Annotated in this window: 10 protein-coding genes; 2 read left to right on the top strand and 8 right to left on the bottom strand. The window is 53.0% G+C overall.

Annotated features, from left to right (window positions below; translation table 11 throughout):
- Positions 1-244 precede the first annotated feature (244 nt).
- A complete protein-coding gene (locus HB393_RS17265; protein WP_213806435.1) occupies positions 245-763 on the top strand; it encodes a YciI family protein in 519 nt (172 codons plus the stop codon).
- Here the strand turns inward: HB393_RS17265 and HB393_RS17260 are convergent.
- From HB393_RS17260 to HB393_RS17240, 5 genes are all read right to left on the bottom strand, one after another.
- Entirely contained in the window at positions 728-1,585 is an 858-nt protein-coding gene (locus tag HB393_RS17260; protein WP_213806434.1) for an MBL fold metallo-hydrolase, read from the bottom strand. The genes HB393_RS17265 and HB393_RS17260 overlap by 36 nt on opposite strands.
- Positions 1,586-2,007: 422 nt before the next feature.
- A complete protein-coding gene (locus HB393_RS17255; protein ID WP_213806433.1) occupies positions 2,008-3,312 on the bottom strand; it encodes a flippase in 1,305 nt (434 codons plus the stop codon).
- Positions 3,309-4,436 (bottom strand): glycosyltransferase family 4 protein, encoded by a 1,128-nt coding sequence (locus HB393_RS25705; RefSeq protein ID WP_213806432.1) that lies wholly within the window; start codon positions 4,434-4,436, stop codon positions 3,309-3,311. Before HB393_RS25705 ends, HB393_RS17255 begins: the two co-directional genes overlap by 4 nt.
- Before the next feature lie 250 nt (positions 4,437-4,686).
- Entirely contained in the window at positions 4,687-6,090 is a 1,404-nt protein-coding gene (locus HB393_RS17245) for a UDP-glucose/GDP-mannose dehydrogenase family protein (RefSeq protein WP_213806431.1), read from the bottom strand.
- Between the two features lie 62 nt (positions 6,091-6,152).
- Positions 6,153-6,905 (bottom strand): response regulator transcription factor, encoded by a 753-nt coding sequence (locus tag HB393_RS17240; RefSeq protein ID WP_213806430.1) that lies wholly within the window; start codon positions 6,903-6,905, stop codon positions 6,153-6,155.
- A gap of 1,036 nt (positions 6,906-7,941) precedes the next feature.
- Here HB393_RS17240 and HB393_RS17235 point away from each other — a divergent pair.
- Positions 7,942-9,384 carry a sugar transferase gene (locus tag HB393_RS17235; RefSeq protein WP_213806429.1) on the top strand — a complete coding sequence of 481 codons (1,443 nt, stop codon included), beginning with the start codon at positions 7,942-7,944 and terminating at the stop codon, positions 9,382-9,384.
- A gap of 453 nt (positions 9,385-9,837) precedes the next feature.
- On the opposite strand, the gene HB393_RS17230 is transcribed toward HB393_RS17235, so the two are convergent.
- Genes HB393_RS17230 through HB393_RS17220 form a run of 3 tightly spaced genes read right to left on the bottom strand, consistent with a single transcriptional unit; the run spans position 9,838 to position 15,739 of the window.
- On the bottom strand, positions 9,838-11,262 hold the full coding sequence (locus tag HB393_RS17230; RefSeq protein WP_213806428.1) for an efflux transporter outer membrane subunit: 1,425 nt from the start codon (positions 11,260-11,262) through the stop codon (positions 9,838-9,840).
- Positions 11,263-11,312: 50 nt separating this feature from the next.
- Positions 11,313-12,566 carry an efflux RND transporter periplasmic adaptor subunit gene (locus HB393_RS17225; RefSeq protein ID WP_213806427.1) on the bottom strand — a complete coding sequence of 418 codons (1,254 nt, stop codon included), beginning with the start codon at positions 12,564-12,566 and terminating at the stop codon, positions 11,313-11,315.
- Positions 12,563-15,739 (bottom strand): efflux RND transporter permease subunit, encoded by a 3,177-nt coding sequence (locus HB393_RS17220; protein ID WP_213806426.1) that lies wholly within the window; start codon positions 15,737-15,739, stop codon positions 12,563-12,565. Before HB393_RS17220 ends, HB393_RS17225 begins: the two co-directional genes overlap by 4 nt.
- Between the last annotated feature and the right edge of the window lie 109 nt (positions 15,740-15,848).

Genomic DNA, 15,848 nt, shown 5'->3' with positions numbered 1-15,848 from the left:
CGCTGTATTGGTACCGTTTGCGACGGTGGTGAAGCAGAAAACGCTGGAAAAGGAACGATATGGCGATCTTGCATTAACGAGCTCCAGAGTTTATCCCACGAGAGCCGGAGCAGAAATTCATGCAAGAGCGGCTTCGGCGGTGAAATTAAAAATGGAGTAGATGTCGATTTTCCATCTCCCGAACGACTACCTGATAACAGAACGACCGGTTACGGCGCTCTGAGCCTAGAAATAAGGAGAATTTATGAAATACATCTGTTTGGGATATATCCAGCTGGGCAAGTTCGAAAATATGTCTGAGAGCGACCGCAACGCCATGCTGGACGAGTGCTTCACCTACGATGACGGGCTACGAAAGAAAGGACATTTTGCCGGTGGCGAAGCCCTCCAGCCTCCGAACACTGCGATGACCGTGTATTGGAAGGACGGAAGGGTTGCAGTGACAGACGGCCCATACGCGGAGACGAAAGAGCAATTAGGCGGAATTTTAGTGCTTGAAGCGCGAGATCTGAATCACGCAATTCAGCTCATCTCCCAGCATCCTGAAGTAAAGGCTGGACCGTTCGAGATACGTCCAGCCGCGGATTTGAGCGAAATGATTAGGAGAGCGAACAGCGACGTCAAAAGGACATCCCTCAATGAAGGCGGTCACAAGGGGAAAGAGATAGGATCATGGAGGCCGAGGGGTGCGCCTCCTGCGCGCTCCCTGATTTCAGCCACCAGTAAATTATCTCTTGGCCGCGTTGGCTGCTCCCCAGAGTGACCCTGGATTGACGCGCTTGGGATGGAGTTCCAACATGGCATCGTAAAGCTGCCGTGGTGTTGTCGTAGTCTCCTCCAGTCGATTGAAATCCCGGATATACTGCTGCGTCTCGCCGATAATCCCAGGATGATCGTCGTTTTCCGGAATTTTGTGGCCGGCGATCACGGCTTGTGGCTTCAAGGCCTCAAGCTTATCGAGCACGGAGATCCATTCCAACCGGCTCTTCGTATCGGTCTCGCCAAGATAAGGATGGATTCCGTTGTAGACAGCATCCCCACCGACAATGAGTCCGATCGATGGAACGTACAAGCATGTTGAGTAAGCTGTGTCGGTTCGACCAGCATCCACCACGATTAGCTTTTGACCCTCCAGCTCCAAGTCACCTTCGAGCGGTTCAGCGGCTAAAAGACGTTCCGGAATCTGATCAGGAAAGAGCCTGCGCCAGAAATTATCAATCGAAGCGGGCGCGAGACTTTCGCTCATAGCCTTTACCACCCCGGGAGTCGCGACAGCCTTCGCGTGTGGGAAGCGCTCCAGAAGAGACGCGAGACCAAAGAAGTGATCACCATGAGCGTGAGTAACATAAATAGTCGTAAGATTTTTACCACTGGCAAGAACCCGATCTAGCAAAATCTGCGATTGTTCGATCGTAAGAAAGGTATCCACAAGGATGGCATCCCGCTCCCCGTAGATGAGAGTGGAAGAGTTCGCTACCCACATCAACTCCTCTTGGCCGGGCGGCAGATCTCGACTAAGGCCAGGGCGTTTTATCGTGAAGACATCCCACTGCAATGTTGTGTGATCAGCTTTACTGAGGCTCATCGTTGCTCCTATTTGATTTACGCCACGGTCATCGCTTTTAGATCATAGCGTTCACCCGATTGAGAAACCCCGGGCTGTAAGTTTATCAAAAATAGCAGACACCATTCGGGCGCAAGACGGACGAACCCTCAATCAAGGAAAGGTTGTTGACCTACAATCCCATTGCATGAACGAGGCTGTAGGTCGCGTGTATTCCAGGTTAACTTTTCGGCCAGGAGACTGAATCAATGGGGAGTCTTCGCTTTGGCCTCGCTCCATTGTTGTACATCATTCCGGTTATTGTCTCAGCGCAAATTCCCCAGCCAATTCCAATCCAAACTGCGCAAGCCTATTTCGCGGAAGCCGCCATCCTTTGTGAGGTTGATCTTGGACAACTCTGGGGCGTCTCGCGCTGCAGTCCGATAAGGTGAGAGAATGCGCAATTAAGCGCTCACATCCGCAGCCATGGACGTAGCGGAGAGCGCAGCAGCGCGACGTTCGCGATGACGAAGCCAGAAAAGCACGCTCCAGGTAAGCACAGCGAGACCACCGTCAGTGAAGAGACTTGCAATGGCCGCCCCCTTCCAGGAATACCGCGGAATCAGATAAAGGTTCATAGCAAAGTTCGAGCCAGCAGCAATGAGTTGGCAGAGCAGGCGGAACTTCTGTTGCCCGACACCAGCAATTGCATCTCCGGCACACAGGTGGAAGCAACGGAAAAAAGGAATCAGACAGAGCCACCGCAGCGCACCCACACTGGGAGTAAAGCCCTTTCCAATAAGAAAAGGAATGACAGGGGCGAACAAAAAGGCACCGACCGCAGCACTAAAGCCTAGCACCGCAGTTCGTTTCAAAATCTTTACAGCGAGCGGCTGTACTGCGGCTACTCCCTTTACTCCCTCTCGGAAGAATCGCGGAAAGGCAGCGGCCTCAATCGATTGGATAGGAATGGTCGCGATGTTGATGACACGATACGCCATCGAATAGATGCCGTTGGCAACGGTCATTCCGTAGTGCCCCAGCATGACCTTATCGAAGTCATTGTAGGCCGAGGTGGTTGAACCCGAGATCGCGAAGATAAATCCTTCCCCGCCTCTCTTGAAGAGCAGGCTGGGTTCAAAGCGAGGCCAACCAAACCGTCGGGTGACGAGAACAAACGCGGCAATTGACGCGCAGATGGAGATAATAAGCATCGCGATGGCCCATTGCTCAGCAATCGCATGGTGCATAACGAATAGCATGGAGCATACGAGCAAAAGACGAAATAGACTCGTGAGCATGTTGATCGTAGCAGTAGGCCGCATGCTCTCGATCGATTGAAATGCTTGAGCCGCACATGTCGTCAGTTGACTGCAGATGCAATCGGAAAAAGCAATAAGAGTCAGTAGAGACGCGCTGTCTGGGCCTACCAGCCAGTGGCCGGTGAAGTGCAGAATCAGCACGATCACCGACCCGTAAACTGCGGTCGACATTAGCACATTGCCCCAGTACTGAGGGAAGAGCTCTCGATCCTGACTCACATAACGGACGAGGAGTAACCCTGATCCCATGGTGCTGTATTGACTGACAACTGCCACCAAAGCAACAGCACCCGCAAGAACACCATACTGCGAAGCATCCAGAAGACGCGCAAGAAAGACAAAGTAGAGCGCCTGAATCACGAAAGAAAATCCCTGACCTGCAAACATCCAGATGGCGTTGCGGGCAAGCGTACTCTCACGAAGTCGTTTGATTTGTTTTGAAATCATAAAGAGAGAGAACGACGGATCTCCTGAACCTGGTTACGGGCGATAGCCCATGTGAAACGCTCTTGGAACACGGCATAACCCTGTTTGCCCAGGACCGCACGGAGTTTTGAATCCTCTACGAGTTGACGCAATGCAGCGGCAAGCTGTTCTGCGGATCCGCGATCGACCAGTATGCCTCCGCCATCTGCAAAAATTTCGGAGGCTCCCCCGCCCCGAGTGCTGACCACAGGAAGCCCCGAGGCGAATGCCTCTACATTAACGAGGCCAAACGGTTCGTCCCATATGGAGGGAGAACAGAATACATCGGCGTCCCGGAAGAGATCTCCCAGGGCTGCGCCTGAACGATAAGGAAGAAAAGTAACAGTCGCGGGAGCATTCGCCTTCAGTTGATGTACGTACTCTGTCTCCCGACTATCGCCGAAGTTGACGGACCCAACGATACGTAGCTGAAGCTCAACCCGCTGCTGCTCAAGGAGCTTCATTGCATCTATCAGCACATGAAGTCCTTTATCTTTTACAAGTCGTCCGGCGAAGAGCACAACGGGAATCTCTCGTTCTTGTCTTCGATCGGCCGGAGGATAAAAAATCGTCTCGTCGGCTCCGTTATAGAGCACGCACGAATCGCCGAGAGAGGAAAACCTCCGTTGCGCCTGTCGCAACAAAAACTCGCTAACAAAGACAAGCTTGTCTACACTGACCTGCCGCATAAGCTCCTTCGGCCATTCAACAAGATGAGAGTTATGCAAGTGCAGAACAACCCTGCCACCTGCCCGATGAATCTGGGGAGCAAGCGCGATCGCGAAGTCTGGCCGATTATGAATCCACACGATGTCCCCTGGCCGTAGGCGCTTCAGGAATTGCCTGAATACCAATCGAAGCACTCCGGAATGCATCAGCCATGGGGCATGAAGAAGGTAGTGACGAAGACGTTGATAGCGGGCCAGCTTGGGGAGCACGAGGACAGCATCGGAAGGAAAATTCCAAGACATATCCGCAGAGGGACAAACAACTACCACGTCAGACACATCGCGAAGTACATTCCCTGCCCAACGCGAAATCGCTCCACCATAAAAATCGGAGAACGGTTCGGCTTCAGTCAAGAGATGATAGAGAACGCCTGTCACCAGAACTCCACAAAATCAAACCCACAGAAGTGGGTGCTCGAAGGGATATGTCTCAAACATGTGACTGACACAAACGAGCGAGAATCTAACTCCAGGTTCAGCTGCCAATAACAACGATGCTGTCACCCATGCAAACTGATCAACGCTAGGCGCTGTGTAGGGCGGAGCCGTGTACCTCAACGCAGGAATTCCCTCGTCTTGGCACATGGCGCCACCTCACACTAGATAATTGAAACCCTGCGATGGTGTCTTATACAGCTGCAAGCTCACGCACATGATGCCGCGTCGGCCTACCTACACTGAAATAGGTGATCCCGTGTTCCAACATGAGCTCTGGATCGTAGAGATTGCGGCCGTCCACCACGACTGCATAACGCATGAGCCGGTTCAAACGCTGTAGGTCGAGATGGGCAAACTCCGACCAATCGGTGAGAATGAGTAGGGCTTCAACATCCTCCGCCGCAGCATACGCGTCAGGCATATAGCGCAGATTCGATCCTGAAGGCAGAACCTTCTCTGCTCGCGTCATACCAGCCGGGTCGAACGCTTGAATCGAGCATCCTTCAGCAAGCAACATCTGAACCAACTCAATCGCTGGGGAATCGCGAATGTCATCGGTCCCGCCCTTGAAGGACAGGCCAAGCACTCCAAGTTTCTTTCCTCGAAGGGTCCAGAGAGCCGAACGCACCTTGTTGAGGAAACGCTTCTTTTGCTCCGCGTTAATATTCTCTACCTCGGTCAAGAGAGCGAAATCGACCCCCAGTTGCTCGGCAACACTCCGAAAGGCCGCAACGTCCTTCGGGAAACAAGAACCGCCATAGCCGAGACCTGGCCGTAGAAATCGCGGTCCAATGCGACTATCCAGGCCAATTCCCTTTGCGACCTGTTCGACATCCGCATTCGCCGCCTCACACAGATTCGAAACAGCATTGATGAACGAGATCTTCAAGGCCAGAAACGCATTTGAAGCATGCTTGATAATCTCTGCACTCTTGGTGGAGGTAAGTAAGAGTGGTGGTGGGACATCGGAGTTCCGAAAGCCGTCGATCGCGGCAGCCTTGCGATAGTAGCTTCCACTCGTCAACGGTTCGTAGATCTTCGACAGCACCTTGGCAGCACGATCGCTATCCGTACCCACAACAATTCGATCGGGATGGATAAAATCGGTAACTGCGGTTCCCTCTCGCAGAAACTCTGGGTTGGAGACGACATCGAAGAGGTGTTGATCCACACCGTTACGCTCCAGTACCCGTCGAATCCACTCATTTGTGTACACGGGAACCGTACTTTTTTCGACGATGACCGTATACGTTGTGAGCGATCGCGCAATCTCGCTGGCCACCGCTTCGACATACGAAAGGTCGGCCACCCCGGACTCTCCTTGGGGTGTTCCGACTGCAATGAAGATCGCATCGGCTTCGCGAGTCGCTTCACTTAGATCACTGGTGAAATGTACCTTCGAATTCCGATACCGCTCCAACAACTCAGGTAAGTGGTCCTCGTGGATGAGGCTGTCCCCACCCCGCAATGCATCGACTTTTCGCTGATCGTTGTCAACGCATACAACACTATGCCCCATCTCTGCGAAACAAACGGCGGCAACCAAACCGACGTACCCAGAACCAACCACAGCAATTCGAATCGTATCGCTCATAACGTTCTCACTGGTCTCATTGAATGTTGGGAATCAAGTTGTCTACCGTATCTGGTGATACTTCAGCCGGCTTTTATCATCCGGATCTTGCTGGGTACTGTCTCCCCTGCAGCACTGGCCGCAGACGGAATATTACGTGGCGTGAGAGCATACAAGACCGCTTCCATCCGGTTCGACACCCCGAGCTTGTCATAGATGCGGAAGAGGTGATTCTTGATGGTGTGTTCGCTCAACCTTAATACCGTAGCCAGTTCATAGTTGCTCAAACCATCTGCCAGGAGATGAAGAACCTGCTGCTCCCGAGCAGTAAGAAGGGGCCTTCCCTTGGAGTCAGTGACGTCTGTGGATTTCGGACGAGACACGGAGGACACGAGGTATCCCAACTGCTCATTACTCGCCCAAATCTGCCCTTGGTGTACGCGTCGAACGCTCTTACACAGCAGGTCGAATCGTAGGTTTGTATTGCAGAGAATACCCCTCACTCCTGCTCGAAACAGAGATATAACCTCCGCATAACCAGGTTTCTGCGTGAGAACTATCACCTTTGCATCTTGGTAACGAGTCGGGAGACTATCGAGAATGGTGACAGCACTACAAATATTTTCTTCTCGTGAAGATCCCAGAAGGATCACGTCGGCTGTGCCGCTCTTCGAAATATCTAAAAGATGTTGTACGTCGTTGACCGGTTCGATGATTTCAATATCGGGAACTGACTCAAATGCACTATGCAGCAGATCGGTTAGCATTGTTGGCAAATTCGCCATGAAAAGTCTAATGTTAGTAACCGCTTTTTTGGTTTCCGCGAGTTCGTTCATGAGCACCTCCGGCTCCGAGGTTGTGGCCTGTAAGAGAACCTGTTGGCACCTTGAGGGTGTCGGCTCAAATCCAAGTTGGATCGAGTGTTGAGTCAACTAAAAAAAAGGTTATTTGGATGCGCCCGGGTTGTCCAGAGTATGAAGGTAGTGGTACTTATTTCCTATCCCTAGCCGATGATTTACACAGCTTTTCCTTATAGTTGCAGGCATAGTTTGCCATAAACTGAGCCGGAAATTGTCATCTGGAATTGAAAATCATAGAGTTGTGACACGATCAGTTTGATCTGCTGAAGAACAATCGCGGATATTGCTCGCGATTCGCCAAAAGCGCCTCGTTCTCAGCCATGAAAATGTCTTCTGCAGCGATAACGCAGAAACTAGGCTGTAACATAACTCTCCGCTGAACCTCTGCAGCTGCGACACTCCTAGCTCCAATTACGGTGGGAGCTGGAACTTGCCGCCGCAATCTACAGTTCAGCTCTAACCATTGTCACCAGACGTTCCCTCGTGGCATCAAAACTCTCTGGCGCACAATCATTCAGATCTGTCTCTGGAAGCCGGGGAATCCCTATCTCTTCCGGCATATTGTCCCTAACCCAGCGATACACTCTCCACCGTCCCCATAACGGCGCCACAACCATCACCACAAAAGCAAAGATCAATATCGCGTGCATGCCAATCCCCCTGCCATCAGTGATGGTTATCGGCACCAAGGGCGAAGTGAAATAGTCGCATCGCTCTAATTCATCGATTCCCGTTCACGTATCGCGATGTAGCCAAGGTCCCAGCCCCCTAACTCTCTGATTTATCGCTTTTATTGGCATCCATCAGCAACAGCTCAAGATCTCATCGCGATTCTCATCCCGATATCAACCGATCGGGATTCGCTGGCATGAGAAGGGCGATTTAGACACTTCTCTTCATTGTCGCCGTTGCAGGGGCACCCTACTATCGAGCCAAGATGTCCCTCGATGACCTTATTTGGTTTACCTGAATGAAATTTCACCAGAAGGCACGATGACAAGAGGTTTCCCTCATGACACCTTCAAACCGCAAAACAATCTTCGAGTTGGTTCAAATTGTTGATATCGGGCTTTTGTTCGCCAGCCTTGGTATCGCTTATGTGCTAACTTCCCACCGCCACGTCTTCGATCTTCTAAATTCCCTCGAGACGCGCCACCCTGTTCAAGTATTTGCGGCTACAATTTTGCTCGTATGGGCTTGGCATGGAGCTCTGCGATCCTGTGGATTTTACCGGTCACGCCGGCTGGACGGCTACCTCAGAGAAACTCTGGACGCCTGCTCCGCCAGCTCCCTATGCACTGTCTTTAGCTTTATATGGCTTTGGGCAGTCTCCTCAACCTCGAGACACGTCATCGAGCTGGGCATCATCAGCATGCTCTTCGGAATTTTAAGTTTCGCCGCCCTCATGCTGACCCACCTCCTGGGTCGAGTCACGATGGCCGCGTTGCGCGCTCGTGGACGAAACCTGAGGCACATCCTGATCGTCGGTACCAATATCCGAGCGAATGGTTTTGCTCGAGACATCATTCTTCATCCGGAATGGGGCTATCGGCTGCAGGGATTCGTCGACGACCAATGGTTTCACGAAAAGACGTCCAGCGCTGGAACTTTGCTCGGCGGCTTCGATACACTTCCCAGTCTGCTGCGAACGCTGCCTGTGGACGAAGTAATCGTGACGCTGCCCCTGGCAGCGTTCTATCCTCAGGTGGAAGAGATCGTCGAACTATGCCGGCGTCACGGAATCGCCGTTCGTTCGATAGGAAAGTTCTTTGGTCTCGATGAGTCGAAGCGAATCGCCCTCGTAAGAGGCACGATAGGCTCAATCACATTACACGATGAATCCTGGGATGCACGCGCAGCCTTGATAAAGCGTTTGGTTGATTTTGCTATCTCCTTCATCATGCTGCTTGCACTCGCTCCGATTCTTCTGATAGTTGCGGCATTGATCAAATTCACATCCCCGGGGCCTATCTTCTTTAGACAAACCAGAATGGGATATGGCAAACGGCCCTTTCAGATTTTGAAATTCCGGACGATGGTCCAAAACGCTGAGAAGCTGATCGCTCAGGTAGAGCACCTCAACGAGACGCAAGGGCCGACCTTCAAACTGAAGAACGATCCCCGCATCACTGCTCTCGGCAAGTTACTGCGTAAGACAAGCATCGATGAACTGCCTCAGCTCATCAATGTGCTGGTCGGGGATATGAGTCTCGTCGGACCACGACCATTGCCACTGCGGGACTATCAAGGATTTTCGGAGGATTGGCACCGCAGGCGTTTCAGCGTGAAGCCTGGTATCACCTGCCTCTGGCAGGTCATGGGACGGAGTTCGATCGGCTTCGATGAATGGATGGCTCTCGATATGAGGTACATCGATCAGTGGTCAGTTTGGCTGGACATCAAAATCCTCTTCCAAACGATCCCAGCCGTGTTTCGCGGCTCCGGAGCGGTATAGCTCGTTCCCCACATGTCACAAGTGGCATGTGGGGAACAATAAGCTGAACTACAGGTATAAAACGAGTCTCGAGCGCAGGAAGTTTAGTAGCGTTCCGAATGCACCAAGTTGGATCTCCCGCCATCAGGCCATCAGGTCTTTCCTACAGATTTCGCTCTTGGCAGCCCAACTATGAGTAGTAAGCCTACAGCCAATTAACGCAATCAAGTTCCGTCACAACAGCTCTCTGCTTCGTTCGATTGCCCTCATGCGGTCAGTCCGGTAACGCGCTGTGCACTCCGCCGAACGCCCTCTTTGAAGTACGAGCCGTAAGACGACGTCTCGATCCATTGCAAGTTTGCAAGAGAACCATGCCCACATCCCGGATACAAAGAGACAGTCAGTTCGCAGAACCCGACCGATTGCAATCCAACCTTCGTTCTCCGACATAAGCCCAACGCACAGCGCCGAGGATTATTGCCACCCTCCACCGAGCGCAGCATAGAGCTGCACCAGAGAGCTTGCTTCCTGCTGTTGTGCCTGAGCCAGAAGCAACTGTGCATCGTACAACGCAGTGTCGGTAGTCAGGACCTCCAGATAGCTTGTATTTCCACCCGCATAGCGTAGCCTGGCGAGACGGACGGCGTCCGCAGCAGACGTCACCTGAGCAGCCTGCTCCTCACGATGCTCTCTCGTCTCCTTGTAAGAAACAAGGGAGTTCGAGACGTCCTTGAACGCATTCAGGATCGTCTTTCGATACCCGAGAAGCATCTCCTGCTCCTGCGCTTGCGACAGATGGTAGTTGCTCCGAATACGGCCGCCATCGAAGATCGGCTCCGTGACCGAGCCGGCAGCCAGCCAGTAGGAGTTCTGCCCTGTGAAGACAGAATTGAGCTGACTACTGGCCGCTCCTCCCAGGCTCGTAAGGGAGATCTGCGGAAAGTATTGTGCACGCGCCACTCCAATGCGGGCGTTAGCTGCAATAAGCTTTGCTTCAGCCTGTTGAACGTCCGGACGCCTCTCCAAAAGCTGGGACGGAACCCCCACTGGGATCTCCTGAGGATGCGGCTGATCCGCAAGGGGCAACCCGCGATCGATCATGCCTGGGTTGCGGCCCAGGAGGATGCTGATAGCGTTCTCCTCAATTGCAATCTGCCGTCTCAGGTCAGGCTGGTTCGCCAACGCCGCGTGAAGCAACTCTTCTGCCTGCCTCACATCTGCAAGAGACGAAGCTCCATGCGCTTCAAGCGACCGTGTAAGCTTCAATGAATCCTGACGAGCCTTAATCGTGTTCTGAGTAACCTCGAGTTGGGCGTCCAGACTGCGTAAGTCAAAGTACGACTGTGCCACGCCTTGGACCAGCGTAGTAAGAGTCGCTCTCCTGCCCCACTCGCTGGCTAGAAGCTCCGCCTTAGCGGCCTCCGTCTGTCTGCGGTACATTCCCCAGAAATCGAGGTTCCACGCACCGGATGCACTGGGCCCGCCGCCTACAAAGAAAGAATTTGCAGGGGTCCCGTCGCTATTTTTGCCTGCCAGCGATGAGGGAATTTGGATAGCGGTGTAGCTACCTCCACCGCTAACAACTGGATATTGCTGTGACCGGGTAATGCCAAGCTGTGCCTGAGCCTCGAGTACACGCTGGGCGGTAATACGAAGATCGAGATTGTTCGTCAACGCCTCTTGCACAAGACGTCGCAGGGTAGCATCCTGAAAAATACTAGACCATTGCTCATCAGCGAATGATGCCGCAGACGAGTTCGGCGCAACATCCGGAGCCAGTGCTCCATGGTAAGCTTGCGGCACATCGACGGCCGGTCGTTTGTAGTTGGGCCCGACATTGCAACCCACCAACACAAGAACGGCCGCGAGTTTTAGTAGCGTTTCAATACTTCGTCTCATCACAATGTCCTTCCACTTGTCTTCGGCAGTTTGATAGGCACAGCCACTGCTCATTGCACTTCGACACTCTGTCCCTCATTGAGAAGGTCACTTGGACTCGCGACCAGAGATTCAGAACCCGTAAGGCCATCCAGGATCTCGACCTGTGTTCCCATATCCCTTCCGATAGCGACCGGAATGAAGTGAATCTTCTTTGCCTCGGTGACAGTCACCACATGCATGCCTGCCCGATCAATGACGAGAGAACTGGTGGGGATAATAAGCGAAGCCCGTTGTTGTCCTAGCGTGAACTTAATTTGCGCATACATGCCCGGAAGCAGAGAACCATCGCGATTATCGACCTGCACCTCGGTCAACATAGTCCGCGCCGCACTGTTGAGAGAGCTTGCACTGCGTACCACCGTTCCCGTGTACTCGCGGCCAAGACGTTCTTTAACGTCGATGGATGCCTTCTGACCATCCTGAATGTTGACGGCCTCCGATTGAGGCACATCAACCTGGATGCGCAGCGTCTGACTCTGTGCGATGGAGAAGAGCGGCTTCCCTGCAGCAGCACCTCCCGTGTTCACCAGATCTCCGCGTTCTACATTGCGTTCCGTAATAACACCATCGAATGGAGCAACGATGCGCTCAAACCCCTGCATCTGTTCGAGGCGCGAGACGTTCGCCCGATTCGCCGTCACATTGGCTTCAGCCGCGGTAATGTTCGCGTTTGCGGCAACAACATCCGCAACCCGTGCATTGTTCGCCTGGACCGCTTCATCGACAATCTGCTGCGAGATAGCATGCTCCTCTCCCAGCGGAAGATCACGCTCCTTGGTAAGGCGCGTGATCTCCGCATTCGCCTTGGCCTGTTCAAGCGACGCCTTAGCCTGCTGGAGCGATGCCTGAGACTGGGCAAGCGTCGCACGAGCCTGCAAGAGTTGCTGATCGACCTCGGGCGAGGAGATGACAGCAAGTAGCTGTCCCGCCTTCACCTTCGAACCAATATCGACGTTCCGCCGTTCAACATAGCCATTGGACCTTGCATACACGGCTGCAGTGTAAAGCGGCTGAATGTTACCCGGTAAGAGCAACTCAGACGTAGGCTCCCCCTTCTTCGGGTGAACCAGGGACACGATCGGATGCGTCACAGCCGACTCGTTGACGGCGGCGAGAGCCTCCCGTTGCCGCGCCAGGCGGGGAAAGATGCCTATGGCGAGGAGAACAACGAATAGGGCAACCACTCCCGTAATTCGGATGACGGTCCGGGTAGACACTCCCTGACGCTGCTCTGTGGGTCGGATATCAATTTGCTGTGTCATACGGCCTCCTGGGGCTTATTGGCATTTCTTCCATGAATCAAAGTGAACATCAAAGGAACGAAGAACAAAGTAGCGAAGGTCGCGACGCCGAGGCCACCGATAACAGCTCGCGCCAGCGGCGCATTCTGTTCCCCTCCCTCACCCAGACCGAGCGCCATGGGCAGCATTCCGATAATCATCGCGAACGCCGTCATGATGATGGGACGAAGTCGTGTGTGGCCGGCAGTCACCGCAGCCTCAAGCGGAGCCGTGCCCTTCTCCATAAGCTCGTTGGCGAAGGTGACCAGAAGAATCGAGTTGGCGGTCGCTACTCCGATCGACATAATCGCTCCCATGAGACTGGGAACATTGAATGTAGTCTGCGTGAGAAAGAGCGCCCACACAATGCCGCAGAACGCTCCCGGAAGGGCACAGATGATGATGAACGGATCCAGCCAGCTCTGATAGTTCACAACCATGAGCAGGTAGACCAGGAGTGCCGCGAACGTAAGACCAAGTCCAAGCCGGTCGAACGCCTCATTCATACTCTCCACCTGTCCGCGCACCACGATCTTAGTTCCAGGAGGAAGATTCTTACTCTCCTCTGTCACGATTCGATTCACTCGCTTCGCAACAGAACCCAAATCGCTGTCCTGAGTATTCGCATAAATATCAAACACCGGAGCGCCATTATGGTGATTGATAACAACCGGCAGAACGGCCGGTGTTAGCGTCGCCATATTGCCCAATATCTCAGTGCGGTCATTCATTGTGTGGATCGGGATAGGCGTGTTCTGCAAGGCATTGATAGAGTCGATGCGATACTGCGGCGTCTGAGCCGCCACAGCATAGGTGATACCCATCTTCGGATCCAGCCAGAAGTTCGGCTGCACCGCCGCGCTTGAGCTAAGGGAGATGTAGATACTATTCGCGACATCTTGCTGCGTGAGACCAAACTGCGCAGATCGCACACGATCGATATCGAGGTGAAGATCCGGAGCATTCACCACCTGGTGCATATGAACATCAACCGTCCCAGGAACAGTCGCAAGCCTCTCTCGGAGACGGCGTGCGATCTCATAGTTGGCCGGATCATACCCCTGCACCTGAACATCGATCGGCGACGGAAGACCGAAGTTGAGAATCTGCGTCACAATATCCGCAGGCTGGAAGAAGAAGACCGCATCCGGGAACTGCTTTTGAAGCTGTGACCGCAGTCTCTTCACATACTTCTCCGTCGAGCCATGATGCTTCTCATTGAGCGCGATCAACACTTCGCCATCGGCGCTACTGATGGTCGCTCCATCGCCAAAGGCATAGTTGAAGGTCTCAGGACTAAGCCCGATGTTATCCAGGATCAGCTCAGTCTCATTCGCAGGAATCGTCTTGCGAATCTGCTCCTCCACCTGGCTGAACAGCACCTTAGTAGCTTCAATACGAGTTCCAGGCTGAGCCCTTATATGCAATCGAATCTGGCCGGCATCCACGGACGGAAAAAAGTCTCTGCCAACAAACGGCAAAAGCAGGAACGCCGTGGACATCACCCCAATTGAAACAAAGAGGGAGATCCGTCGATGATGCAGAATCGTCTCCAACGTCCGTGTATAACGGCCCTGAACCCAAAGATAGCCTTCGTTGAAGCGATCATTGATCCGGCCAAAGATGGAACGCGATTTAGGCTCCTCCGCATGCCCACTCGTCTCTGAACCAAAAGTATGTTCGGCGCCCAGGAAGAAATTCACCAGTACCGGAACAAGTGTTCTGGAGAGAACATAAGACGCAAGCATGGCAAACACCACGGCAAGCGCCATCGGCGTGAACAGATACTTCGCCGGGCCAGTAAGAAAGATCACCGACACGAAGACGATGCAAATGGTCAGCGTGGAAACCAGCGTAGGCGTTGCGATCTCCGATGCACCAATAAGCACCGCCTCTTTCAGCGGCTGCTCATCCATATGACGATGGATGTTTTCGATAGTGACCGTCGCATCGTCAACCAGGATGCCAATCGCCAGCGCCAAGCCTCCCAGGGTCATCGTGTTCATCGTCTCCCCAATTGCACTGAGAACGATGATCGAACTAAGGATCGAGAGTGGAATGGAGATGGCAATGATCAGCGTGCTCCGCCAACTCCCCAAAAACAGCAGAATCATCAACGCCGTCAAGCACGCAGCGATGACTCCTTCACGCAAAACACCCACAATAGAAGCTTTGACGAAGATGGACTGATCGAAGAGTTCCTTGATGTTCAGTCCCTTCGGCGCCGCCGCTCGCGTCGTAGGAAGAACGTCGTTCTTGATCTGGTTGACGATATCGAGCGTCGATACCGATCCCGTCTTCATGATGGCAAGCAGAACGCCAGGCTTGCCATTGGCACGAGATGAATTCTGCTGCACAGCCCAGCCGTCTCTAACATGCGCAACGTCCCGCATATAAACCAGAGATCCGTTGACAGTCTTAATCGGTACATCGTTCAACATCAGTGCGTCGACCGGACTTGAGTTAGTACTTACGGAATATTCACGATTCCCTACTTTAGCCGACCCAGAAGGAAGTGTTACGTTCTGAGCATTGATAGCTGCAGTTATGTCGATCGGCGTCAGCCCCTTCGCAAGCAGCGCGTTCTGGTCGAGGTCCACCATAATCTGCCGAGCCACGCCACCATACGGCGCGGGCAGCAAAGTACCCGGAACAGTAGACAATTGCTGACGAACACGAAAGAGTCCGTAGTCATACAGCTCTGATTCGGAGAGCGTATCACTGGAAAGCGACAACTGAATGATCGGCACCGTCGACGCGCTGAAACGCAAGATCCACGGTGGGTTTACGCCTGGTGGCATGCGGAATCGGATCGAACTTACGGCTGCTCCGATCTGCGACATAGCCGCATCGATACGGACCTGTGGCTGGAACGAAATCTTAATGACGCTGGCGCCGTTCACCGTCTGCGAATCGATAGCCTTCACATCATTGACCACCGCCATGACAAACTCGCTGAAGGTCGTGATGCGCTGTTCCATCTCCTTCGCCGGCAGGCCGGAGTAAGACCAGATGATCGTAACTACAGGAATATCAATATTTGGAAAGATGTCCGTCGGAGTCGTAGCAATCGAAGTGAAGCCGAGCACGAGAATCAAAATCGCAGCCACAATAAACGTGTAGGGCTTATTTAACGCAAGTCGAACAATCCACATATATTAATCTCTCCATCTGTAGGGCGCTTGAACACTCGACGAGTATTTAGATTAGTATCGAAATAGTTCGATTCAAAATGTGCTGGAGCATCTCACAACAATCGATTTA

Origin of the sequence: Granulicella sp. dw_53 (genome assembly GCF_018449545.1) — a bacterium.
Classification (GTDB): Bacteria; Acidobacteriota; Terriglobia; order Terriglobales; family Acidobacteriaceae; genus Edaphobacter.
Note: the sequence above shows the minus strand (reverse complement) of the source record. Positions and strands in the feature narration are given on the sequence as shown.